The following is a 20,654-nucleotide window of genomic DNA, read 5'->3' on the forward strand; positions in this document are numbered from 1 at the left end:
TCTCCTAGGGGGCGCGCCTGCCGCGGACGCCCAGACCCTCGTCGTCCGAGTCCGTCCACAGGGTGGTGTCGTACGGCGCATCGGTGATCGTGATGACGCCGTCGACGGGTGCGGTGTGGCCGGCCGGGCCGAGCGGGTCCGCAGCGGTGTCCGCCTCACGCAGCTGCGCAAGGGTCCGCTCCAGCCGTCCGACCGTGCGGACCAGGTCGTCGAGACAGTGCTGAACAGCCGTCAGTTCATTGTGCAGGGACATGACTTGATCTCTCTTCCGCAGTCGCGGTGACCATGCGCATGCGCCTGAGAGTGTCGCGCGTCACATCCCCGTTGGGAAGGGAGCGGACCGCCCCGTCTTGCCGGCTTCGGGGACGCGGCCCCTCGGGGCGTCGCGTTCCGGCCGGTCCGGGCACTCCGCCGCACGGGTGAGGTTTCCGGCGGCTGCGCCGTGTCTGCGCCGTCTCCCGCGCGTGGACGCTTTCAGTGGACGGGCGGAACCAGTGTGATCAACTGCAAATGCCACCACATACGCACCATCCGGTCTATTCGGGTAAGAGTGGGCCGGGCCGTCCCCGGAGGTATCAGTCATGTCCCACGTCGGCGTCCCGCGCGGGACATCCCGAAAGCGCCGCTCGCTCGCCCTCCTCACCACCGGGGTGCTCAGCCTCCCCGTACTCGCCGGCTGCAGCTCGGGCCACGACGAGGCCACCCCCGCGACCGTCGTCCCGCAGGACATCGCGGCGGCGGCCCGGGCCCAGGTGGCGCAGGGCGGCACGGTCAACTGGGCGATCGACGCGATGCCCGCCACCCTCAACGCCTTCCAGGCCGACGCCGACAGCGCCACCACCCGGATCACCGGCGCGCTGCTGCCGACGCTCTTCCCGCTGGACGCCAAGGGCCGGCCGCAGCTGAACCCGGACTACCTGGAATCCGCGAAGGTCGTCGACACCGAGCCCCGGCAGGTCGTGCTCTACCGCCTGAACCAGCAGGCCGTCTGGAGCGACGGCCGGGAGATCGGCGCACCGGACTTCGTCGCCCAGTGGCGCGCGCTGAGCGGCAAGGACTCCGCGTTCTGGACGGCCCGCAACGCCGGGTACGAACGCATCGAGAAGATCGAGCGCGGAGCCGACGACCTGGAGGTCAAGGTCACCTTCGCCAAGCCGTACGCGGACTGGCGCTCCCTCTTCTCCCCGCTGTACCCGAAGCAGGTGACGGGCTCCCCGGACGCCTTCAACGACGGGGCCAGGTCCACGCTCAAGGCGACCGCGGGACCCTTCCGGCTGCGCGAGGTGGACAAGGAGGCCAAGACCGTCACGCTGGCCCGCAACCCGCGCTGGTGGGGGAGCCCCGCCAAGCTCGACTCGCTCGTCTTCAAGGCCGTCGAGCCGCAGGACCGCACCGAGGCGCTGACCGAGGGCAGGATCGACGTCGCCGACATCGACGCGGCGGCCGCCCACCGGATCACCCGGGCCGCCCAGGACGCCGGCACCGGCGGCGCACCGCCCGCCCACGGCCCGGGCTCCGAGGTCACCCCGGCCCAGGCGCTGCGGTCCTGGGCGCTGGCGCACGGCTCCGACGAGGAGGTCGCCGAGGAGGCGCAGCAGGCCCGGGACGAGAAGGCCAGGGCCGCGAAGGCGTACGCCGCCGAGCAGAGCGACCTGCGCGGCTACGTCGTCCGCAAGTCCCTGGAGCCCGCCTACACCCAGCTCGCGCTGAACGGCGAGACCGGGCCGCTCGCCGACGACCGGGTGCGCCGGGCCGTCGCCCGCGCACTGAACCGCCAGGAACTCGCCGACGCCGTACTGGGCCCGCTCGGCCTGCCCGCCGAGCCGCTCGGCAGCCACCTGGCCGTCGCCGGGCAGCCCGCGTACAAGGACGGCAGCGACGCGCTCGGCAGCCAGGACACCAAGGAGGCCCAGGCCCTGCTGGCGGACGCGGGCTGGACGCGCGAGGGCGCCACCAAGAGGACGGACGGCACCAAGGCGGGCAGCGAGGGCGAGAAGCAGAAGGACGCGGGCGGGACGCAGGAGAAGAAGGCGCAGGAGAAGGAGAAGGGAAAGAAGGAGGAGGCCGACAGCGCGAAGGACGACGGCAAGACCGACGGCGCCGCCCGGCGTGAGCCCTCCGACGACGACGGCCTCTACATCGTCGGCGACGACGACAAGCCCGGTGAGGCCGCAGGCGCGGCCCCCGTGATCGCGCCCGCCGCGGCCGCGGCCGCACACAGCGCCGCCCTGCTGCGCCAGGCCGGACGCCTGGGCGAGACGGGCACCTCCGAGGACGCCCCCGTCCGGATCACCGCCCAGGACCGTCAGCCCGGCGGCGCGGCCGGCGCCTACGCCCCCGCGGGTACGGCGGCCCCCGCCCAGGCCCCCGACTCGGCCCGCGGTCCCCTCGGCAAGGACGGCAAGCCGCTGACGCTGCGGTTCGTCCTGCCGTCCGGTCCCGGCTCCGAGTCCCTGCGCGGCGTCGGCGACAGGATCGCGGCGATGCTCGACACGATCGGGATCCGTACCGAGATCACCAAGGTCTCCGACGACAGCTACTTCCAGGACCACGTCGCGTCCGGCGACTACGACCTGGCGCTGTACTCCTGGCCCGCCACCGCCTACCCGGCCACGGACGACCGTCCGATCTTCGCCAAGCCGGTCCCCGCCACCGACGGTTCGCTGCTCGTCGAGCAGAACTACACCCGCGTCGGCACGGACCACATCGACCAGCTCTTCGACGAGGCGGTCTCGGAGCTCGACGAGGGGGCGGCCAGGGACCTGATGAAGCAGGCGGACGCCCGCATCTGGGCCGCCGCAGGATCGATTCCCCTCTACCAGCGCCCGCAACTGGTCGCGACGAGCAGAAAGCTCGTGAACGTCGGGGCCTTCGGCTTCGGGGTGCCGCACTACCAGGACATCGGTTTCAAGACACCGCAATCGGCAGGTAGCCCGGCCAATCGGAAGAAGTAGCAGGTCAGGACGGAAGCGAAAGCTCAGAACTGGCTCAATTCTCTTGCCCGCCGGCTGGCCGGCGGGCAAGGCTGTGCCCACCTGCTGACCCGGGTAGCACTCCGCCTTCCGGATTCCGGGGCCCCAACCCCGAAGTTCCGGCCGCGGAGCCCCGCTCCGAGCCCCACCTCGGAGCAGTGGCTTCGGAGCCCCACCTCTGAAGTTGCTCAAGTCCCGCGTCCGCGCCACCCCGCCCGGGGGACCGTGGTCATGACCACCGGTGAATTCCGCCGGAAGAACTGATCACGGGGGCGGGAACATGAAGCGGACGCGGGCTTTCAGCTGTGCGGTCGGAGTGCTCGTCGCAGGACTCCTCGCGGGCGTCGGCGCCTGCGGCTCGACGCCGGACGGCCCGGGCACGGGCGCGACGAAGCCGACGCCGGCCGGTTCGTCCACGGCCGCGCAGACCGGCGCCGAGCATCTGTCCGCTCCCGAGGAGCGGGCCTGCAAGGGCGGCACGTACACCTGGTTCAATCTGCGGAAGTACTCCGTACTGAACGGGGTCACCAAGGTGCAGCGCGTCACTGCCGAGGCGACCGAACCGGCCGCGCCGATGCAGCGGCTGCGCACTGACCAGGCGTCCCTGGAGACCGAGGGGCCCCGGCTGGACTCGCACGCCGTCTTCTTCGCCCTGAGCGTGCGCATCGGCCTCACGGAGAAGGGGGACGAGCTGGATGACCCGGGAAGCTGGTCCGGGCTGGGAGAGCCGGGGGCGTACGCGCCTCTGGCCGAGGACGGCGGCGGGGCATTCAGCGGACGGGCCGCCGACCTGGTGAGCTACAGCCTCGTCAAACTGGTCGAGGCGGACTTCCGCTACTCCTGCGGCGATGGCGGAGACCGGGAACCGACCACCGGGCATGTGTCGACCTGGATCGTGACAGGCGAGGGATTCCTCGCCTGCGAGGATCCCCTGCCCAAGGACGCCGCCGCCGCGCACGAGGCCAAGCGCCTGTCCTGTGGCCGGTAAAACTTGCCCGGGAAGCCGCAGGCGCGCCCGCCCCGTACCATGGTGACTAGCCGTGGCGCGTCCGCCCGGCGGGCGTACGAGGACTCAAGACCGACTAAGACGCCTGAATCCCCGATCCGAGAGAAGCGCAAGCCACCCATGCCCACGCGCCACGACATCCGTAACGTAGCCATCGTCGCCCACGTCGACCACGGCAAGACCACGCTGGTCGACGCCATGCTCAAGCAGGCCGGCGCGTTCGCCGCGCACGCCGCCGAGCACCTCGACGATCGCATGATGGACTCGAACGACCTGGAGCGTGAGAAGGGCATCACGATCCTGGCCAAGAACACGGCCGTGAAGTACCACCCCAAGGATGGCGGCGACGTCATCACGATCAACATCATCGACACCCCCGGCCACGCCGACTTCGGCGGTGAGGTCGAGCGAGGCCTGTCGATGGTGGACGCGGTGGTGCTGCTGGTCGACGCCTCCGAGGGCCCGCTGCCGCAGACCCGCTTCGTGCTCCGCAAGGCGCTGACGGCCAAGCTGCCGGTCATCCTCTGCATCAACAAGACGGACCGGCCGGACTCCCGGATCGCCGAGGTCATCGACGAGACGTACGACCTCTTCCTGGACCTGGACGCCGACGAGGACCAGATCGAGTTCCCGATCGTCTATGCCTGCGCCCGCGACGGCGTCGCCTCGCTGACCAAGCCGGAGGACGGCACCGTCCCGCCGGACAGCGACAGCCTGGAGCCGTTCTTCAGCACCATCCTCTCCGCGGTCCCGGCCCCGGAGTACGACGAGGACGCCCCGCTGCAGGCGCACGTCACCAACCTGGACGCCGACAACTTCCTCGGCCGTATCGCGCTCTGCCGCGTCGAGCAGGGCGAGCTGCGCAAGGGCCAGACGGTCACCTGGATCAAGCGTGACGGCACGCAGTCCAACGTCCGCATCACCGAGCTCCTCATGACCGAGGCGCTCACCCGTAAGCCCGCCGAGAAGGCCGGTCCGGGCGACATCTGCGCGATCGCCGGTATCCCGGACATCATGATCGGCGAGACCCTGGCCGACACCGAGAACCCGATCGCGCTGCCGCTGATCACGGTCGACGAGCCGGCCATCTCGATGACCATCGGTGCGAACACCTCGCCGCTGGTCGGCAAGGGCGGCAAGGGCCACAAGGTCACCGCCCGCCAGATCAAGGACCGCCTGGACCGCGAGCTGATCGGTAACGTCTCGCTCCGCGTCCTGGACACCGAGCGCCCCGACGCCTGGGAGGTCCAGGGCCGTGGTGAGCTCGCGCTCGCCATCCTGGTCGAGACCATGCGCCGGGAGGGCTTCGAGCTCACGGTCGGCAAGCCCGAGGTCGTCACCAAGCAGGTCGACGGCAAGACCCACGAGCCGATCGAGCGCATGACGATCGACTCGCCGGAGGAGCACCTCGGCGCCATCACTCAGCTCATGGCGACCCGCAAGGGGCGCATGGAGACCATGACGAACCACGGTTCGGGCTGGGTCCGCATGGAGTGGATCGTGCCGTCGCGTGGCCTCATCGGCTTCCGTACGGAGTTCCTGACCCAGACCCGCGGTACGGGCATCGCGCACTCCCTGTTCGAGGGCCACGAGCCGTGGTTCGGCGAGCTGCGGACCCGTCACAACGGCTCGCTGGTCGCCGACCGTTCGGGCACGGTGACGCCGTTCGCCATGGTCAACCTCCAGGAGCGCGGTGTCATCTTCACCGAGGCCGGCACCGAGGTCTACGAGGGCATGATCATCGGCGAGAACTCGCGCGCCGACGACATGGACGTGAACATCACCAAGGAGAAGAAGCTCACCAACATGCGTGCGGCTTCCGCGGACACCACGGAGAACGTAGTGCCCGCCCGCAAGCTCTCGCTGGAGCAGTCGCTGGAGTTCTGCCGCGACGACGAGTGCATCGAGGTCACCCCGGAGACGGTCCGTATCCGCAAGGTCGTCCTGGACCAGAAGCTGCGTGGCCGCACCGCCTCGCGCGCCAAGAACAACTGACGTCCCCCGCACCCGGGATGCCCCGGGTGCGGGCGTTCCGCACTGCTGACGTCGCGTACCGCTGACGCCCAGCACAACCGGGCCGACGGCGGGTAGGCCGTTTTCGGCCGATGATCCGTCAGCTCCGGGCATTGCAGAAGGCCAGGGCCCTCACAGACACTGTGGGGGCCCTGGCCTTTGGCAACCGATTTTCCGATCGCCTTGTCCAGGATGCGAGACAAAGATGTCCGGTTATCGGGCGTCGCTCTCCGAAACGTGTGTTAACAGTCCGTTTCGGGGGTGTCTGTCTGGGATCGGTTTGTCCGGATATTGATCCGCACGAGTGACGGATGTTGTCAAACCGAGACCCTTTAAGTGTGGTTTACAGCCCAGTCGTACTTAATAGTTGGCTCCATTGAGCTCGGGTCAATGGGTCACGCACTGTGGGGAGTGCCGACTCACGAGCACACTAAGGGCACTGAAACGATCACCGTCAGGGGTGTCGGTGTATCGACCCAGTGCCCTTCTTGTAGTCAAAAGTGGACTCATGAGGAGGAAACCCATGCGTGGTGCCAAGAGCGCCAAGTGGGTCGCGGGAGCGGCCATCATCGCCCTGGCTGCGACTGCCTGTGGCGGCGGCGACGACGACGCCGACAAGGGCACGGGCAGCGCCAAGGGTGCTGTCAATGCTGACGGCATCTTCTCCGTCGAGGTCGGTGAGCCGCAGAACCCGCTGCAGCCGGCCAACACGATGGAATCGAACGGCAGCATCGTCACCGACGCGATCTTCTCGCAGCTGGTCGACTACGACCCGTCCGGCAAGCTTGAGATGATCAACGCAGAGTCTGTCGACACCAAGGACAGCAAGCTCTGGACGGTCAAGCTCAAGAAGGACTGGAAGTTCCACGACGGCACGCCCGTCACGGCCGAGTCCTACATCAAGGCCTGGAACTGGGCCGCCAACATCAAGAACAACCAGACCAACGCGTCCTGGTTCGGTGACATCAAGGGCTTCGCCGACGTCCACCCCGAGGACGCCAAGGCCAAGCCCAAGGCCGACGCCATGTCCGGTCTGAAGAAGGTGGACGACTACACGTTCACCATCGAGCTCAACGCCCCGCTTCCGTACTTCTCGTACAAGCTCGGCTACACGGTCTTCTCCCCGCTGCCCGAGTCCTTCTACGCGGACCCGAAGGCCGCCGGCGAGAAGCCGGTCGGCAACGGCGCGTACAAGTTCGTCAGCTGGGACCACAAGAAGCAGATCAAGGTCGTCCGCAACGACGACTACAAGGGTGTCGACAAGGCGAAGAACGGTGGTGTGATCTTCAAGAACTACACCACCCTCGAGACCGCCTACGAGGACCTGAAGTCCGGCAACGTCGACGTGCTGCGCCAGATCGGCCCGAAGGACCTCCCGGTCTACCGGTCCGACCTCGGTGACCGCGCCGTGGACAAGGCGTACTCCGCGATCCAGACGATCGCCGTCGCCTTCTACACCGACCAGTTCAAGAACATCGACCCGAAGGTCCTCCAGGGCCTGTCGATGGGCATCGACCGCGCCACGATCACCAAGACGGTGCTCCAGGGCACGCGTGAGCCGGCCACCGGCTGGGTCGCGCAGGGTGTCCTCGGCTTCCAGAAGGACGCCGCGGGCGACGTCACCAAGTACGACCCGGCGAAGGCCAAGGCTCTCATCAAGGAGGGTGGCGGCGTCCCGGGCAACAAGATCTCGATCCAGTTCAACGCCGACGGCGGCCACAAGGAATGGGTCGAGGCGGTCTGCAACAGCATCACGCAGTCGACCGGTGTCAAGTGCAGCACCGACTCGAAGGCCGACTTCCAGGCCGACACGAACGCGCGTGACGACAAGCAGGTCAAGTCCCTGTACCGCTCCGGCTGGGTGCTCGACTACCCGGTGAACGCGAACTTCATCTCGGACCTGTTCCGGACCGGCGCCGCGGGCAACCAGGGCGACTTCTCCAACAAGGGCCTGGACGCGGAGATCAAGAAGGCCGACTCCGCGGCCTCCCTCGACGACTCCGTCGCGGCGTACCAGAAGATCGAGAAGGAGCTGGTGAACTACATGCCCTCCATCCCGCTCTGGTACTACAAGGTCAACGCCGGTTACTCGGAGAAGGTCCAGAACGTGGACTACGCGCAGGACGGCGACCCGATCCTGACCCAGATCGAAGTCAAGAAGTAACCACACCTACGTAGTCCGCGCGCAGGCGCGGGACCGGCACTGAAGGACGGTCCGCGCCTGCCCGCACGCAGTGGCCGGGGGGCCCTTCCACGCAACCGACGACCCCGCAGGGGGAGTCGGAGCGGGGGAGGGCCCGTCGGCTGCCGCCTGCCTATTACATGGAGGCATGATGGGGCGCTATGTCGCACGACGACTGCTCCAGATGATCCCGGTCTTCCTCGGGACGACCCTGCTGATCTTCCTTATGGTCTACACGCTGCCCGGCGACCCCGTGCGCGGGCTGTTCGGGGACAAGGGAGCCGATCCGGCCACGCTGGCGAGACTTCGCCATGAGCACGGCCTGGATCAGCCGATCCTGCAGCAGTACTGGAATTACATGACAGGCATCGTCCTGCATTTCGATTTCGGTAAGCAGATAGCCAGCGGACGTCCCGTCACGGACGTCCTCGGCGACGCGTTCCCCGTCACCCTCCGGCTCGCCGGCATGGCGTTCGTCATCGAGATCGTCGTCGGCATCGGCCTCGGCACGATCGCCGGTCTGCGGGCCGGCAAGCTCACCGACAACGTCGTCCTGGTCTTCACCCTGCTGATCATCTCGATCCCGGTGTTCGTCCTCGGCTTCATCATCAAGACGGTGTTCGCCTTCCAGCTCGGCTGGATCGATCCGAACGTGTCCGGTGACGCCAAATGGAGCGAACTGCTGGCGCCCGCCATCGTGCTGGGGTCGCTCTCACTCGCCTATGTAGCGAGACTCACGCGTACGACGATGGCCGAGAACCTGCGCTCGGACTACATGCGCACCGCCATCGCCAAGGGACTTCCCAAGCGGCGCATCGTCGGTGTGCACCTGATGCGCAACTCGCTGATCCCGGTGATCACCTTCCTCGGCACCGACCTGGGCGCCCTCATGGGCGGCGCGGTCGTCACCGAGGGCCTGTTCAACGTCAAGGGCGTCGGCGGCACGATCTACGAGTCGATCGTCAAGCGCGAAGGCACGACGCTCGTCGGCCTCGTCACCATCCTCGTGCTCGTCTACCTCTGCATGAGCCTCATCGTCGACCTGCTGTACGCGGTCCTGGACCCGAGGATCCGTTATGCCTGACGTGACCAAGACCGCCCCCGCGCCCGAGGAAGCCAAGGCGCCCCTCGCGGACCCGTCGGCGACGGTGAAGGCCGACAAGGCCCGCAGCCTGTGGGGCGACGCCTGGCGGGACCTGCGTTCCAACTGGTACTTCATCATCTCGTCGGTCCTGATCGTCATCCTTCTCGTGATGGCGGTCTTCCCCGGCCTGTTCACCAACGCCTCGCCGACCTCCGCCGACCTGGTGCACCACTACCTGGGCAAGCCGGAGCTGAGCAAGATCGGCTCCGAGGGCTGGCTCGGCTACGACGGCCAGGGCCACAGTGTCTACGCGCGTGTCATCTACGGCACCCGCGCGTCGATCACCGTCGGTGTCTGCGTGACGCTCCTGGTGACGCTGTTCGGCGGACTGATCGGCATGCTCGCCGGCTACTTCGGCGGCTGGGTCGACGCCCTGCTCTCCGGATTCTTCACCAACGTCTTCCTCGGCATCCCCTTCCTGCTGGGCGCCATGGTCGTGCTCCAGGCGTTCACCGAGCGGACGGTCTGGGTGGTCATCTTCGCCCTGGCGTTCCTCGGCTGGACCCAGATCGCGCGTGTCATGCGCGGTGCGGTGATCGTCATCAAGCAGTCGGACTACGTGCAGGCCGCCAGGGCGCTGGGCGCGGGTACCAACCGGATCCTCTTCCGGCACATCCTGCCCAACGCCATGGCCCCGGTGATCGTGGTCGCCACCATCTCGCTCGGCGTCTACATCTCCGCCGAGGCGACCCTGTCCTACCTGGGTCTGGGTCTCGCCGACCCGACGATCTCGTGGGGCATGGACATCTCCGGTGGCGCCGCCCAGATCCGCGTCGCGCAGCACATCCTGCTGTACCCGTCGATCATGCTCAGCATCACCGTTCTGGCGTTCATCATGCTCGGCGAAGCCGTCCGTAACGCCCTCGATCCGAAGTCGCGATAAGGAGGGCGAACGTGGCCACCATCAACAAGACCGCCGAAGTCCCGTCCCCCCGCTCGGGTGACGACTATGTCGGCCCCCTGCTCGATGTCCGTGACCTGCACGTGGAGTTCCACACCCGCGACGGTGTGGCCAAGGCGGTCAACGGTGTCAACTACAGCGTGAACGCCGGGGAGACCCTCGCCGTGCTCGGCGAGTCCGGCTCCGGCAAGTCCGTGACGGCGCAGGCCATCATGGGCATCCTCGACATGCCGCCGGGGAAGATCCCGCAGGGCGAGATCCTCTTCCGCGGCCAGGACATGCTCAAGATGTCCTACGAGGAGCGCCGGAAGATCCGCGGCCAGAAGATCGCCATGATCTTCCAGGACGCGCTCTCCTCGCTGAACCCGGTCCTCACCGTCGGCTACCAGCTCGGCGAGATGTTCCGGGTCCACCAGGGCCTGTCCAAGAAGGAAGCCCGCGCCAAGGCCGTCGAGCTGATGGACCAGGTGAAGATCCCGGCCGCGGCGGCCCGGGTCTCGGACTACCCGCACCAGTTCTCCGGCGGTATGCGCCAGCGCATCATGATCGCCATGGCGCTGGCCCTGGAGCCGGACCTGATCATCGCGGACGAGCCGACCACGGCTCTCGACGTGACCGTCCAGGCCCAGGTGATGGACCTGCTCGCGGAGTTGCAGCGCGAGTACAACATGGGTCTGATCCTGATCACGCACGACCTCGGTGTCGTCGCGGACGTCGCCGACAAGATCGCCGTGATGTACGCGGGCCGGATCGTCGAGACCGCTCCGGTGCACGAGATCTACAAGCGCCCGGCGCACCCGTACACCAAGGGTCTGCTGGAGTCGATCCCGCGCCTGGACCAGAAGGGCCAGGAGCTCTTCGCGATCAAGGGCCTGCCGCCCAACCTGCTCCACGTGCCGTCGGGTTGTGCGTTCAACCCGCGCTGCACCATGGCGCAGGACATCTGCCGTACGGACATCCCGGCTCTGACCCCGGTGACCGAGCAGGACGGTACCGAGCTGGTCGGACGCGGCAGCGCCTGCCACTTCTGGAAGGAGACGATCCATGGCTGACATCGAGAAGGAGCCCGTGGACGCCACCCCGAACGTCTCCGAGGTGGAGACGGTCGACGCGGCCACCGAGGCGGAGGCCGTAGCCGCCATCGACGCGCCGGTGTCGCAGGGGGAGCCGATCCTCCAGGTCCGCAACCTGGTCAAGCACTTCCCGCTGACCCAGGGCATCCTGTTCAAGAAGCAGGTCGGCGCGGTCAAGGCCGTGGACGGGATCTCGTTCGATCTCTACGCGGGCGAGACGCTCGGCATCGTGGGCGAGTCCGGCTGTGGCAAGTCCACCGTCGCCAAGCTCCTGATGACGCTGGAGCAGGCCACCGCCGGCGAGGTCTTCTACAAGGGCCAGGACATCACCAAGCTGTCCGGCCGCGCGCTGAAGGCCGTACGCCGCAACATCCAGATGGTGTTCCAGGACCCGTACACCTCGCTGAACCCGCGCATGACGGTCGGCGACATCATCGGCGAGCCCTACGACATCCACCCCGAGGTGGCCCCGAAGGGCGACCGGCGCCGCAAGGTGCAGGAGCTCCTCGACGTCGTGGGTCTCAACCCGGAGTACATCAACCGGTACCCGCACCAGTTCTCCGGCGGTCAGCGCCAGCGCATCGGCATCGCCCGCGGCCTCGCGCTCAACCCGGAGATCATCATCTGCGACGAGCCGGTCTCCGCGCTCGACGTGTCGGTGCAGGCCCAGGTCATCAACCTGATGGGCAAGCTCCAGGACGAGTTCAACCTCTCCTACCTCTTCATCGCGCACGACCTCTCGATCGTCCGGCACATCTCGGACCGGGTCGGCGTCATGTACCTCGGCAAGATGGCCGAGATCGGTACGGACGAGGAGATCTACGACCACCCGACGCACCCCTACACCCAGGCGCTGCTGTCGGCGGTCCCCGTCCCGGACCCGGAGGCCCGTGAGGGCCGCGAGCGGATCATCCTCTCCGGGGACGTCCCGTCCCCGGCCAACCCGCCGTCGGGCTGCCGCTTCCGCACCCGCTGCTGGAAGGCCGAGGACAAGTGCGCCCAGGAGATGCCGCTGCTGGCGATCCCCGAGCGCTTCAAGACCTCGAAGACGCCGGCCGCCCACGAGTCGGCCTGCCACTTCGCGGAGGAGAAGGACGTGGTGCACGCGGCCTCGTAGCCGCACCCGCCCGCTGACCACGGAAGGCGCCCGGAACCTGTCGGTTCCGGGCGCCTTCCGTTTCCCGTTTCCCGTTTCCCGTCGTCTCGTTGTTCCCCCGTTCCCCCCGTGACCGGGCCGCGGGGCCGGAGCGGACCCGAAACCGTCCGTAACATCGGCCGCCGCCCGGGCGTGTATGGGGAAGAGGCAGTTCTCGGGCAGGTGAGGAGACGGAGGGGGGCCATGACGGCAGGTTTCGAGGATTCCGAGGCGTTCGACGCGTTCTACGCGGCGACCGCCAAACGCCTGGTCGCCACGGTGTACGCGGTGACGGGCGACCTGGGGGAGGCGGAGGACGCCGTCCAGGAGGCGTACGTGCGGGCCTGGCAGCGGTGGGACAAGGTGTCCGGGGCCGGTGACCCGCTGCCATGGGTGCGGACTGTGGCGGTACGGCTGGCGATCAGTACGTGGCGCAGGACGCGCGGCCGGCTGCGGGCGCACTTCCGGCACGGGGCGGCCCCCGATGTGCCGGGGCTCTCCGCGGACCGGGTGGCGCTGGTCGGTGCGCTGGGGGAGTTGAGCACGGAGCAGCGCCGGGCGGTGGTCCTGCACCACATGCTCGGCCTTCCCGTGGAGGAAGTGGCCCGGGAGACGGGAGCGTCGAACGGTGCGGTGCGGACCCGGCTCCACCGGGCCCGCAAGATCCTCGGCGAGCGGCTCGCCGACTCGTCGGTCGTCACGGAGCGGAAGGGGAGTGTGCACCATGGCTGAGGTCGAGGACCTGCTTGAGGGCGTCACCGTGCGGCTGTCGGCCGCCGAGGAGATCCGCGCGAAGGGGCGGCGCAGGCGGACCCGCAACCGCGCGGTGCGGGTGGGAGCGGGGGGCGCGGCCCTCCTGGCGGCGGCGGGCGCGTGGATGCTGCTCCCGCCGGACGACCGGGGGACCCGGCAGACGGTCGCTACCGCGACGGCCAATCCCTTCCGGACGGACGGGGTGATCCAGATGCCCCGGGCCGACGAACTGCCCGGGTACGCGCGGTGGCACTGGACGGAGAGCGCGGGCCTGCCGACGGGTGCCGGACGGCGAAGCGGCCCCCTGCCCCAAGTGGGCCTGGCCGAGGCCTGCCCCGCTTCGTTCGCCATGACGGACGAGCCGGGACAGCAGCGGTACAGCCTGCTGTACACGGGCCGCGACCACGCCCTGGCCCAGTACCGGGTCATCGCGTACGACGACACCGCGACCGCGCGGTCCCAGGTGGCGAAGGTGCGGGAACAGATGACGGAGTGCGGTCTGCGGGCCGTGCCGCCCACGGCCCGGGAGTCTGAGGAGGGCAGTCGGGCCTGGTCCGGCACGGTGCAGGACGGCCGGACCATGCGGGTGACCGTCCGGCGCTGGAACTCCTGGGTGTCGGTGGCCGAGGTGCTGGACGGGACCCCGGCCGACTGACCGTACGGCGGCCATCGGGAGGTCACGAGCACCCGTCCCGACACCACACCGGAGGGCTACGGGGTGCGGGCACGGGTGACCGGGGGCGGCCCGCCGCGCGATCGGGCGGCGGCGGTCGGCGAACGGCCTCCTCACCGCCGCCCGCCACCTTCCACGGCAGGGCCCAACGGTCCGAGAACGGGTCCGGCCCGATCCGCACCGCGGGACGAGGCACGCGTGCAACGGACGGCGCCCCGGAACCGGTCGGCTCCGGGGCGCCCTTCCCGTGTACCCGGAACCGGGCTCGCAGGTGGCTCGGGTCAATGGGCCGACGTGCTCGGTTCCTGGGCCGGGGAATCGGACGGGCGGCGGACCGGTCGGATCCCGCCCGCCCCACACCCCGGGGCCGAGGCGAGGGGTGTCAGCCTCGGGCCTCGCGGTTCTTGAGGGGCCTCCTCGGCGTGCTACTTGTCGGACTTCGCCGCCGGGGCCTCCTTGCGGGCCTGCGGGACGGTGGACAGGGACTGCGAGTCCTCCGGGTAGTGGCAGGCCGTCAGGTGCCCGTCCCGGCTGCCGCCCACCTGAACCAGCGGCGGCGTCTCGCTCGCGCACTTGTCCGTCGCCTTCCAGCAGCGGGTGCGGAAGCGGCAGCCCGAGGGCGGGTTGACGGGGGAGGGGACGTCACCGGTCAGGCGGATGCGCTCACGGGCCGGCACGTCGTCCGCGGTGGCCTCCGGCACGGCGGAGAGCAGGGCCCGCGTGTACGGGTGGCGCGGATTGCCGTACAGGTCCTCGCGGTCGGCGATCTCCACGATCCGGCCCAGGTACATCACGGCCACGCGCTGCGAGAAGTGCCGCACGATCGCCAGATCGTGGGCGATGAACAGGAACGCGATGCCCAGCTCCTTCTGGAGCTTCTGCAGCAGGTTCACCACCTGGGCCTGGATCGACACGTCCAGCGCGGAGACGGGCTCGTCGGCCACGATGAGCTTCGGCTCCAGGGCCAGCGCGCGGGCCACCCCGATGCGCTGGCGCTGACCGCCGGAGAACTCGTGCGGGAAGCGGTTGTAGTGCTCCGGGTTGAGCCCGACGGTCTCCAGCAGCTCCCGTACCCGCGCCTCCCGGCCGCCGGCCGGGTCGATGCCGTTGATCTCCATCGGAGCGGCGACGATCTTGCCCACCGTCTGCCGCGGGTTGAGCGAGGCGTACGGGTCCTGGAAGATCATCTGGATCTCGGAGCGGATCGGCGCCAGCTCCTTGCGCGAGGCATGGCTGATGTCCTGCCCGCGGTAGGAGATCCGGCCGGCGGTCGGCTCCAGGAGCCGGGTGATCAGCCGGCCCGTCGTCGACTTGCCGCAGCCGGACTCACCGACGAGGCCGAGGCTCTCGCCCGCCCCGACCGTGAAGTCGAGCCCGTCCACGGCCTGGACCGCTCCGACCGTACGCCGGATCGGGAAGCCCCCCTTGATCGGGAAGTGCTTGGTGAGTCCGGAGACGTCCAGGAGGGGATCGGTGCTGCTCATGGTGGGGAAGTCCCGTCTCTTGTGCGTCAGTTGGGCCGGGTGCCGGCGAAGTCGGAGAAGAACTCGATGCGCTGCTCCGGTGTCAGGTGGCAGGCGGCCCCGCGTCCGGACACCAGGTCCAGCGGAGGCTGCTCGGCCGAGCAGCGGTCGCCGCCTACCTGCTCGGTGAACGAGCACCGCGGGTGGAAGCGGCAGCCGGTCGGCGGGTTGAGGAGGCTCGGCGGGGTGCCGGGGATCGGCGACAGGGGCACGTCCACCGGCCCTTCGAGCGTGGGCATGGAGCCCAGCAGGCCCCAGGTGTAAGGGTGCTGGGGAGCCCGCAGCACCTCCTTCTTCGAACCCCGCTCCACACAGCGCCCGCCGTACATCACCAGCACGTCGTCCGCGATGTCGGCGATGACGCCGAGGTCGTGGGTGATGAAGATGATCGAGGTGCCGGTCTCCTGCTGGAGCTCCTTGAGCAGGTCCATGATCTGGGCCTGCACGGTGACGTCCAGCGCCGTCGTCGGCTCGTCGGCGACCAGCAGCGCGGGGTCGCAGACCAGCGCCATGGCGATCATCGCGCGCTGGCGCATACCGCCGGAGAACTGGTGCGGATAGTCGTCCACCCGCAGATCGGGCTGCGGGATGCCCACCTTGGTCAGCATCTCCACGGCCCGCGCCCGGGCCTCCCGCTTGGAGGCCCCGGTGTGCTTGCGGTACGTCTCACCGATCTGCTTGCCGATGGTGTGGTACGGCGAGAGGGAGGCCAGCGCGTCCTGGAAGACCATGGCCATCTTGTTGCCGCGCAGTTGTTCCAGTTCCCGTTCCGACGCGGTGAGGAGGTCCTGCCCGTCGAGCAGGATCTCGCCCTCTATCTCGGTGTGGTCGGGGTGGTGCAGTCCGAGGATGGCCAGGTTGGTCACGGACTTGCCGGAGCCGGACTCGCCGACGATGCCGAGGGTCCTGCCGCGCTCGACGTCGAAGGACAGCCCGTCGACGGCCTTGACCATGCCGTCGTCGGTGGAGAAGTGCACGCGCAGATCGCGTACGGAGAGGAAGGGGGTGCTCACTGGATCTCTCCCTAGGCGAGGCGGACGCGTGGGTCGATGAGGGCGTAGACCGCGTCGACGATGATGTTGAAGACGACGATCGCCGCCGCCGCGACCAGGACGACGCCGAGGATCAGCGGCAGGTCGTTGTCGTTGACGGCCTTGATCGAGAGGGCGCCGATGCCGTGCAGGCCGAACACCTTCTCCGTGATGATCGCGCCGCCGAGCAGTACGCCGATGTCGAGACCGAAGATGGTGACGATGGGGCCCATCGCGCCGCGCCAGGCGAACCGGAAGAACACCGTGCGCCGGGAGAGGCCCTTGGCGCGGGCGGTCCGGACGTAGTCCTCGCTCAGCGTCTCGACGAGCTGGGAGCGCGCCATACGGGTGTAGTTGGCGGTGAAGATCAGCGCCAGCACGAGCCAGGGGAGCAGCAGTCCGTTGAACCAGGCGGCCGGGTCCTCGGTGAACGGGACGTCCTTGGGGCGGCTCAGGATGTGCCACTGGTCGGTCAGGTAGTACATGGCGACCACGCCGACGATGTAGATCTGCATCGAGGAGCCGATCAGCGACGCCGAGGAAGCGATCTTGTCCATCGCCTTGCCCTGCTTGACCGCTGCCAGCATGCCGGTGCCCACGCCGAAGATCACGAAGACGAACGCGCTGCCGATGGAGAGGGAGAGCGTGGTCGGGAAGCGGTCCAGGATGGTGCCGAGGACCGGCTCGCGGTTGTGGAACGAATAGCCCAGGCACGGCGCGGGGCAGTGGCCGAACGAGGTGTAGTCGCGTCCGACGAACACGCCCTGGAGCCAGTGCCAGTACTGCACGGGGAGCGGGTCGGCGATGCCGAGGTTGCGCTTGACCAGCGCCAGTGTCTCCGGCGTGCACACCTTGCCGCAGGCCACACGAGCGGGGTCGCGGGGCGCGACATAGAAGAGGACGAAGGTGATGGCACTGATGATCAGCAGGATGACCAGTGCGCCGATTGCCCGGCGGATGAGGAAGCGGAACATGGCGATGGATTTCCCTGGCAGGCGCCGACGAGGGGGAGGGGAGCGGGCGGGGCGCCGCAGGGGCGCCCCGCCTCTGGAGTGTCGGCTCAGGCCTTCACGAACAGCTTGTAGATCACGGCCGAGGAGTACTGCGGGTCGAACATCGCCCCGCCGACCTTCGAGCCGTGCAGGTAGAAGCGGCGCTGGAACGTCTCGGGGATGATCGGCGCCTCCTCCGTCATGATCCGCTTGTCGAGGGCCGCCCACTGCTTGCCGGCCTCGGCCGGGTCGGCGATGACGACGTTCTTCTTGATCGCGGCGTTGACCCAGTCGACGTTCAGCTGCGAGATGTTGTTGGCGCCGTTGGCGATGGTGCCGCCGTCGAACAGCGGCTGCACCAGGGTGTAGCCGGTCGGCCAGTCCGGGGACCAGCCGAACCACATCACGTCGAACTTGTTGTCGATCTGCTGGATCTGGTCGTAGTAGCTGGAGGAGTCCAGCTGCTTGATGACCGGGTCGAAGCCCGCCGCCTTGAGGGCGTTCTCGATGACGACCTTGGTCTTGTCGTAGACGTTGCTCTGCGGGAAGGCGTAGACGATCTTCTGGCCCTCCTTGCCCGCTTCCTTCAGCAGCTGCTTCGCCTTCTCCGGGTCGCCCTGCGGCTTCTTCAGCTTGCCGTAGACGTCGTCCTTGGCGTAGCCCATGATGTCGGGGCTCAGGATGGACGTGGCGTAGTCACCGGCCGACGGACCACCGTAGATCTTGCGGATCTGCTCCAGCGGCCAGGCGTGGATCAGCGCCTGGCGCACCTTCAGGTCGGTGATGCGCTTGGTGTTGATGGCGTAGTAGTAGATGCCGGTGAGCAGACCGTTGAAGGTGCGCTTCTTCAGCTCGGGGTCGGTGAGGACCTTCTGGATCCGCTCGGCCGGGACGCCGCTGTACGCCATGAAGGCGTACTGGTCGTCGCCGGAGTCGGCGATCATGCGGTCGGCGGCCTGGAGCGACTCCGGCCCGAACTCGAAGGCGAAGCTGTCCGGGTAGGCGTTGCGGATCGAGTCCGTGTTCGGGTCCCAGTGCTCGTTGCGCACCAGCGTCATCGACTTGTCGATGGAGTGCGCCTTGATGCGGTAGGGGCCGGCCGAGACCGGGTCCTTGTCGTACTTGTCCTTGCTGTCGCCCTTGACCGGGACGGCGCCGTAGGACGTCATCGCCAGGGTGAAGTTGAAGTCCGGGCGGGCCTCGACGAGCTTGAAGGTGATGGTCTTCGCCGCGGCGTCCGTCACGACGGACGCGAGGTGCTTGCCGCTGAACGGGCCCTTGTACTTGGACCGGAAGTCGGCCGAGCCGGTCAGTGCCTGCTGGGCGTAGCCCGCGCCCTCGGTGGTGAAGCTGGCGAAGCCGCGCTCGATGCCGTGGCGCACGTCCTCGACGGTGAGCTCCTTGCCGTCCTCCCACTTGAGGCCGTCCTTGAGCGTGAACGCCCAGGTCTTGCCCGCGTCACTCATGGTGCCCGCGTCGGTGGCGAGGTCGCCGACGAGCTTCATGGAGCCGTCCGTGGCGATCTTGTAGCCGGTCAGGCCACGGATGAGGAGGTTGCCGATCTGCGAGTTCCACGAGTAGTAGATGCGCTGCGGGTCGAGGTGGGAGAAGTCGTCCGGCGATATGCCGCGGATCGTCCCGCCCTTCTTCGCGCCCGCGATCTCGGGAGCCGGCCCCGTCGAGTCCTCCTTGGTGCCGACGACGACCGCGCCGGTGTACTTGTCGGCGCCGCCGTGGCCCTTGTCCTTGCCCTTGTCGGCGGTCGAGCTGCCGCTGCTGCAGGCGGAGAGGACCATCGAGCCGCCGGCCGCGACCGACGTGGCGATGACGAAGTTTCTGCGGGAGAGAGACATGGCTTCCTGCTCTGGTCGAGTGGAGAAACTATGGATCCGGTGGGCCCCGTCGCCCGTCCGGAGTACCGCTGGGTTCAGCGCTTGGTCTTCGGGTCCAGTGCGTCACGCACCGAGTCGCCGAGGAGGTTGAAGGCGATGACGAAGATCACCATCGACGCGCCGGGGAAGAGCATGAACGTGATGTCGCTCTGGTAGACGTCCGATCCGCGCTGGATCATCACGCCCCAGTCGGGTGTCGGGGAGGTCAGCCCCACACCGAGGAAGGCGAGGCCCGCCTCCGCCGTGACGTAGGCGGGCAGCGCGAGCGTGGCCTGGATGAGGATCGGCGTCCAGAGGTTCGGCAGCAGTTCCTTGAAGATGATCCGGGCCGGGGACGCTCCGGTGACCTTGGCCGCCTCGACGAACTCGCGCTCGCGCAGGGCGAGGACCTCGCCGCGCAGCAGTCGTGCGATGGAGGCCCAGCCGAAGGCGGTCATGACCGAGATCAGGGTGACGACGGTCAGCCAGACCGGTGTGTTCTCCTCCGGGTCGACCAGGATCGAGATCATCACGGGCCAGAAGGCGATGAAGAAGAGCGTGGAGGGGAAGGCCAGCAGGATGTCGATGACCCGGCCGACCAGGTAGTCCGTCTTCCCTCCGAGGTAGCCCGCCGTGATGCCGACGGCGATGCCGATCACGGTGATCAGCAGTGTGGTGGCCGTGGCGATCAGCAGGGAGTTGCGCATGCCGTAGAGCAGGAAGGTGAAGACGTCCCGGCCGAGACCGGGCTCGATACCGAACCAGAAGTCACCGCTGATTCCACCGTTGGGCAGGACCGGTGAGCCGAAGTCGTCCAGCAGGCTGGTGTCGTTCTGGCCGTACGTCGTGTACGGATCCTTCCCGTACAGCTTGGCGATCAGCGGGGCGGCGATGGCCACCACGAAGAAGAAAATAACTACATAAGCCGAAATGACGCCTGTACGGTCACGCTTGAAACGGCGCCAGGCCAGCTTTCCCGGTGACCGGCCGTCACTGCCCTTGGGCGCGGAGGGATTCGGCGCCGCCGGCGTCGTCGGATCCGCAGCCTGAAGGGGGGCTGCTGCGTTCGAGGTGGGAATCGTCATGGTGCTCCTGGCCCGGAGGGTCGAAGGACTCCGCAGGGCACACCTACGGGCTACCCGGACTTTTTCAACGCAATTCATGCAGGGTCAATGAATGTCGGGCCGCCTTGAGGTGCTCTTTGGGAGCTTGACTCGTTCATGACCATGACGTGGCCATGCCTTTACCTTTGATTTACCTTGGGTAAATCCAATTTCCCCGCAAACCGGATGCATTCCGGCATTGAGTCCGATATCCGGGCGGGGCTGTCTCGGAATTCGTACATCCGGACACGCCGGGGCGCTTCGATGCGCGTTCGTTGTTCC

At 68.2% G+C, this 20,654-nt stretch carries 16 protein-coding genes; 10 read left to right on the top strand and 6 right to left on the bottom strand.

The window, feature by feature from the left end; translation table 11 throughout:
• Positions 1–4: 4 nt before the first annotated feature.
• Positions 5–253: a hypothetical protein gene (locus ACGFZA_RS03320; RefSeq protein ID WP_393676829.1), complete on the bottom strand. Its 249-nt coding sequence runs from the start codon at positions 251–253 to the stop codon at positions 5–7.
• A 328-nt stretch (positions 254–581) separates the two neighbouring features.
• On the opposite strand from ACGFZA_RS03320, the gene ACGFZA_RS03325 reads away from it, so the two are divergent.
• The 10 genes from ACGFZA_RS03325 (at position 582) to ACGFZA_RS03370 (ending at position 13,834) form a co-directional block, all read left to right on the top strand.
• Complete coding sequence (locus ACGFZA_RS03325; RefSeq protein WP_385275696.1) at positions 582–2,954, top strand: ABC transporter family substrate-binding protein; 2,373 nt, start codon at positions 582–584, stop codon at positions 2,952–2,954.
• 298 nt (positions 2,955–3,252) lie between these two features.
• Entirely contained in the window at positions 3,253–3,960 is a 708-nt protein-coding gene (locus tag ACGFZA_RS03330; RefSeq protein WP_385275693.1) for a hypothetical protein, read from the top strand.
• 138 nt (positions 3,961–4,098) lie between these two features.
• Entirely contained in the window at positions 4,099–5,973 is a 1,875-nt protein-coding gene (gene typA, locus ACGFZA_RS03335) for a translational GTPase TypA (RefSeq protein WP_385275690.1), read from the top strand.
• 541 nt (positions 5,974–6,514) lie between these two features.
• Positions 6,515–8,155 (top strand): ABC transporter substrate-binding protein, encoded by a 1,641-nt coding sequence (locus tag ACGFZA_RS03340; protein WP_385275687.1) that lies wholly within the window; start codon positions 6,515–6,517, stop codon positions 8,153–8,155.
• Positions 8,156–8,324: 169 nt separating this feature from the next.
• Positions 8,325–9,257, top strand: a complete 933-nt coding sequence (locus tag ACGFZA_RS03345) for an ABC transporter permease (RefSeq protein ID WP_385275812.1) — start codon at positions 8,325–8,327, stop codon at positions 9,255–9,257.
• Positions 9,250–10,200: an ABC transporter permease gene (locus ACGFZA_RS03350; RefSeq protein ID WP_385275684.1), complete on the top strand. Its 951-nt coding sequence runs from the start codon at positions 9,250–9,252 to the stop codon at positions 10,198–10,200. The genes ACGFZA_RS03345 and ACGFZA_RS03350 overlap by 8 nt, the downstream gene beginning before the upstream one ends.
• Before the next feature lie 11 nt (positions 10,201–10,211).
• Entirely contained in the window at positions 10,212–11,270 is a 1,059-nt protein-coding gene (locus ACGFZA_RS03355) for an ABC transporter ATP-binding protein (RefSeq protein WP_385275681.1), read from the top strand.
• On the top strand, positions 11,263–12,408 hold the full coding sequence (locus tag ACGFZA_RS03360; RefSeq protein ID WP_385275678.1) for an ABC transporter ATP-binding protein: 1,146 nt from the start codon (positions 11,263–11,265) through the stop codon (positions 12,406–12,408). The genes ACGFZA_RS03355 and ACGFZA_RS03360 overlap by 8 nt, the downstream gene beginning before the upstream one ends.
• Before the next feature lie 222 nt (positions 12,409–12,630).
• A complete protein-coding gene (locus ACGFZA_RS03365) occupies positions 12,631–13,158 on the top strand; it encodes a SigE family RNA polymerase sigma factor (protein WP_393676834.1) in 528 nt (175 codons plus the stop codon).
• On the top strand, positions 13,151–13,834 hold the full coding sequence (locus ACGFZA_RS03370) for a hypothetical protein (protein ID WP_393676836.1): 684 nt from the start codon (positions 13,151–13,153) through the stop codon (positions 13,832–13,834). Before ACGFZA_RS03365 ends, ACGFZA_RS03370 begins: the two co-directional genes overlap by 8 nt.
• A gap of 443 nt (positions 13,835–14,277) precedes the next feature.
• On the opposite strand, the gene ACGFZA_RS03375 is transcribed toward ACGFZA_RS03370, so the two are convergent.
• The 5 genes from ACGFZA_RS03375 to ACGFZA_RS03395 form a co-directional block, all read right to left on the bottom strand.
• Positions 14,278–15,336 (bottom strand): ABC transporter ATP-binding protein, encoded by a 1,059-nt coding sequence (locus tag ACGFZA_RS03375; RefSeq protein ID WP_385275669.1) that lies wholly within the window; start codon positions 15,334–15,336, stop codon positions 14,278–14,280.
• A 26-nt stretch (positions 15,337–15,362) separates the two neighbouring features.
• Entirely contained in the window at positions 15,363–16,328 is a 966-nt protein-coding gene (locus ACGFZA_RS03380; RefSeq protein ID WP_385275809.1) for an ABC transporter ATP-binding protein, read from the bottom strand.
• A 71-nt stretch (positions 16,329–16,399) separates the two neighbouring features.
• Positions 16,400–17,380 carry an ABC transporter permease gene (locus tag ACGFZA_RS03385; protein ID WP_385275666.1) on the bottom strand — a complete coding sequence of 327 codons (981 nt, stop codon included), beginning with the start codon at positions 17,378–17,380 and terminating at the stop codon, positions 16,400–16,402.
• Positions 17,381–17,466: 86 nt separating this feature from the next.
• Positions 17,467–19,251, bottom strand: coding sequence for an ABC transporter substrate-binding protein (locus ACGFZA_RS03390; protein ID WP_393676839.1), 1,785 nt, complete (start codon positions 19,249–19,251; stop codon positions 17,467–17,469).
• A 74-nt stretch (positions 19,252–19,325) separates the two neighbouring features.
• Entirely contained in the window at positions 19,326–20,354 is a 1,029-nt protein-coding gene (locus tag ACGFZA_RS03395) for an ABC transporter permease (protein ID WP_385275660.1), read from the bottom strand.
• Positions 20,355–20,654: the final 300 nt, after the last annotated feature.

This window comes from Streptomyces sp. NPDC048211, from assembly GCF_043202315.1.
Lineage (GTDB): Bacteria > Actinomycetota > Actinomycetes > Streptomycetales > Streptomycetaceae > Streptomyces.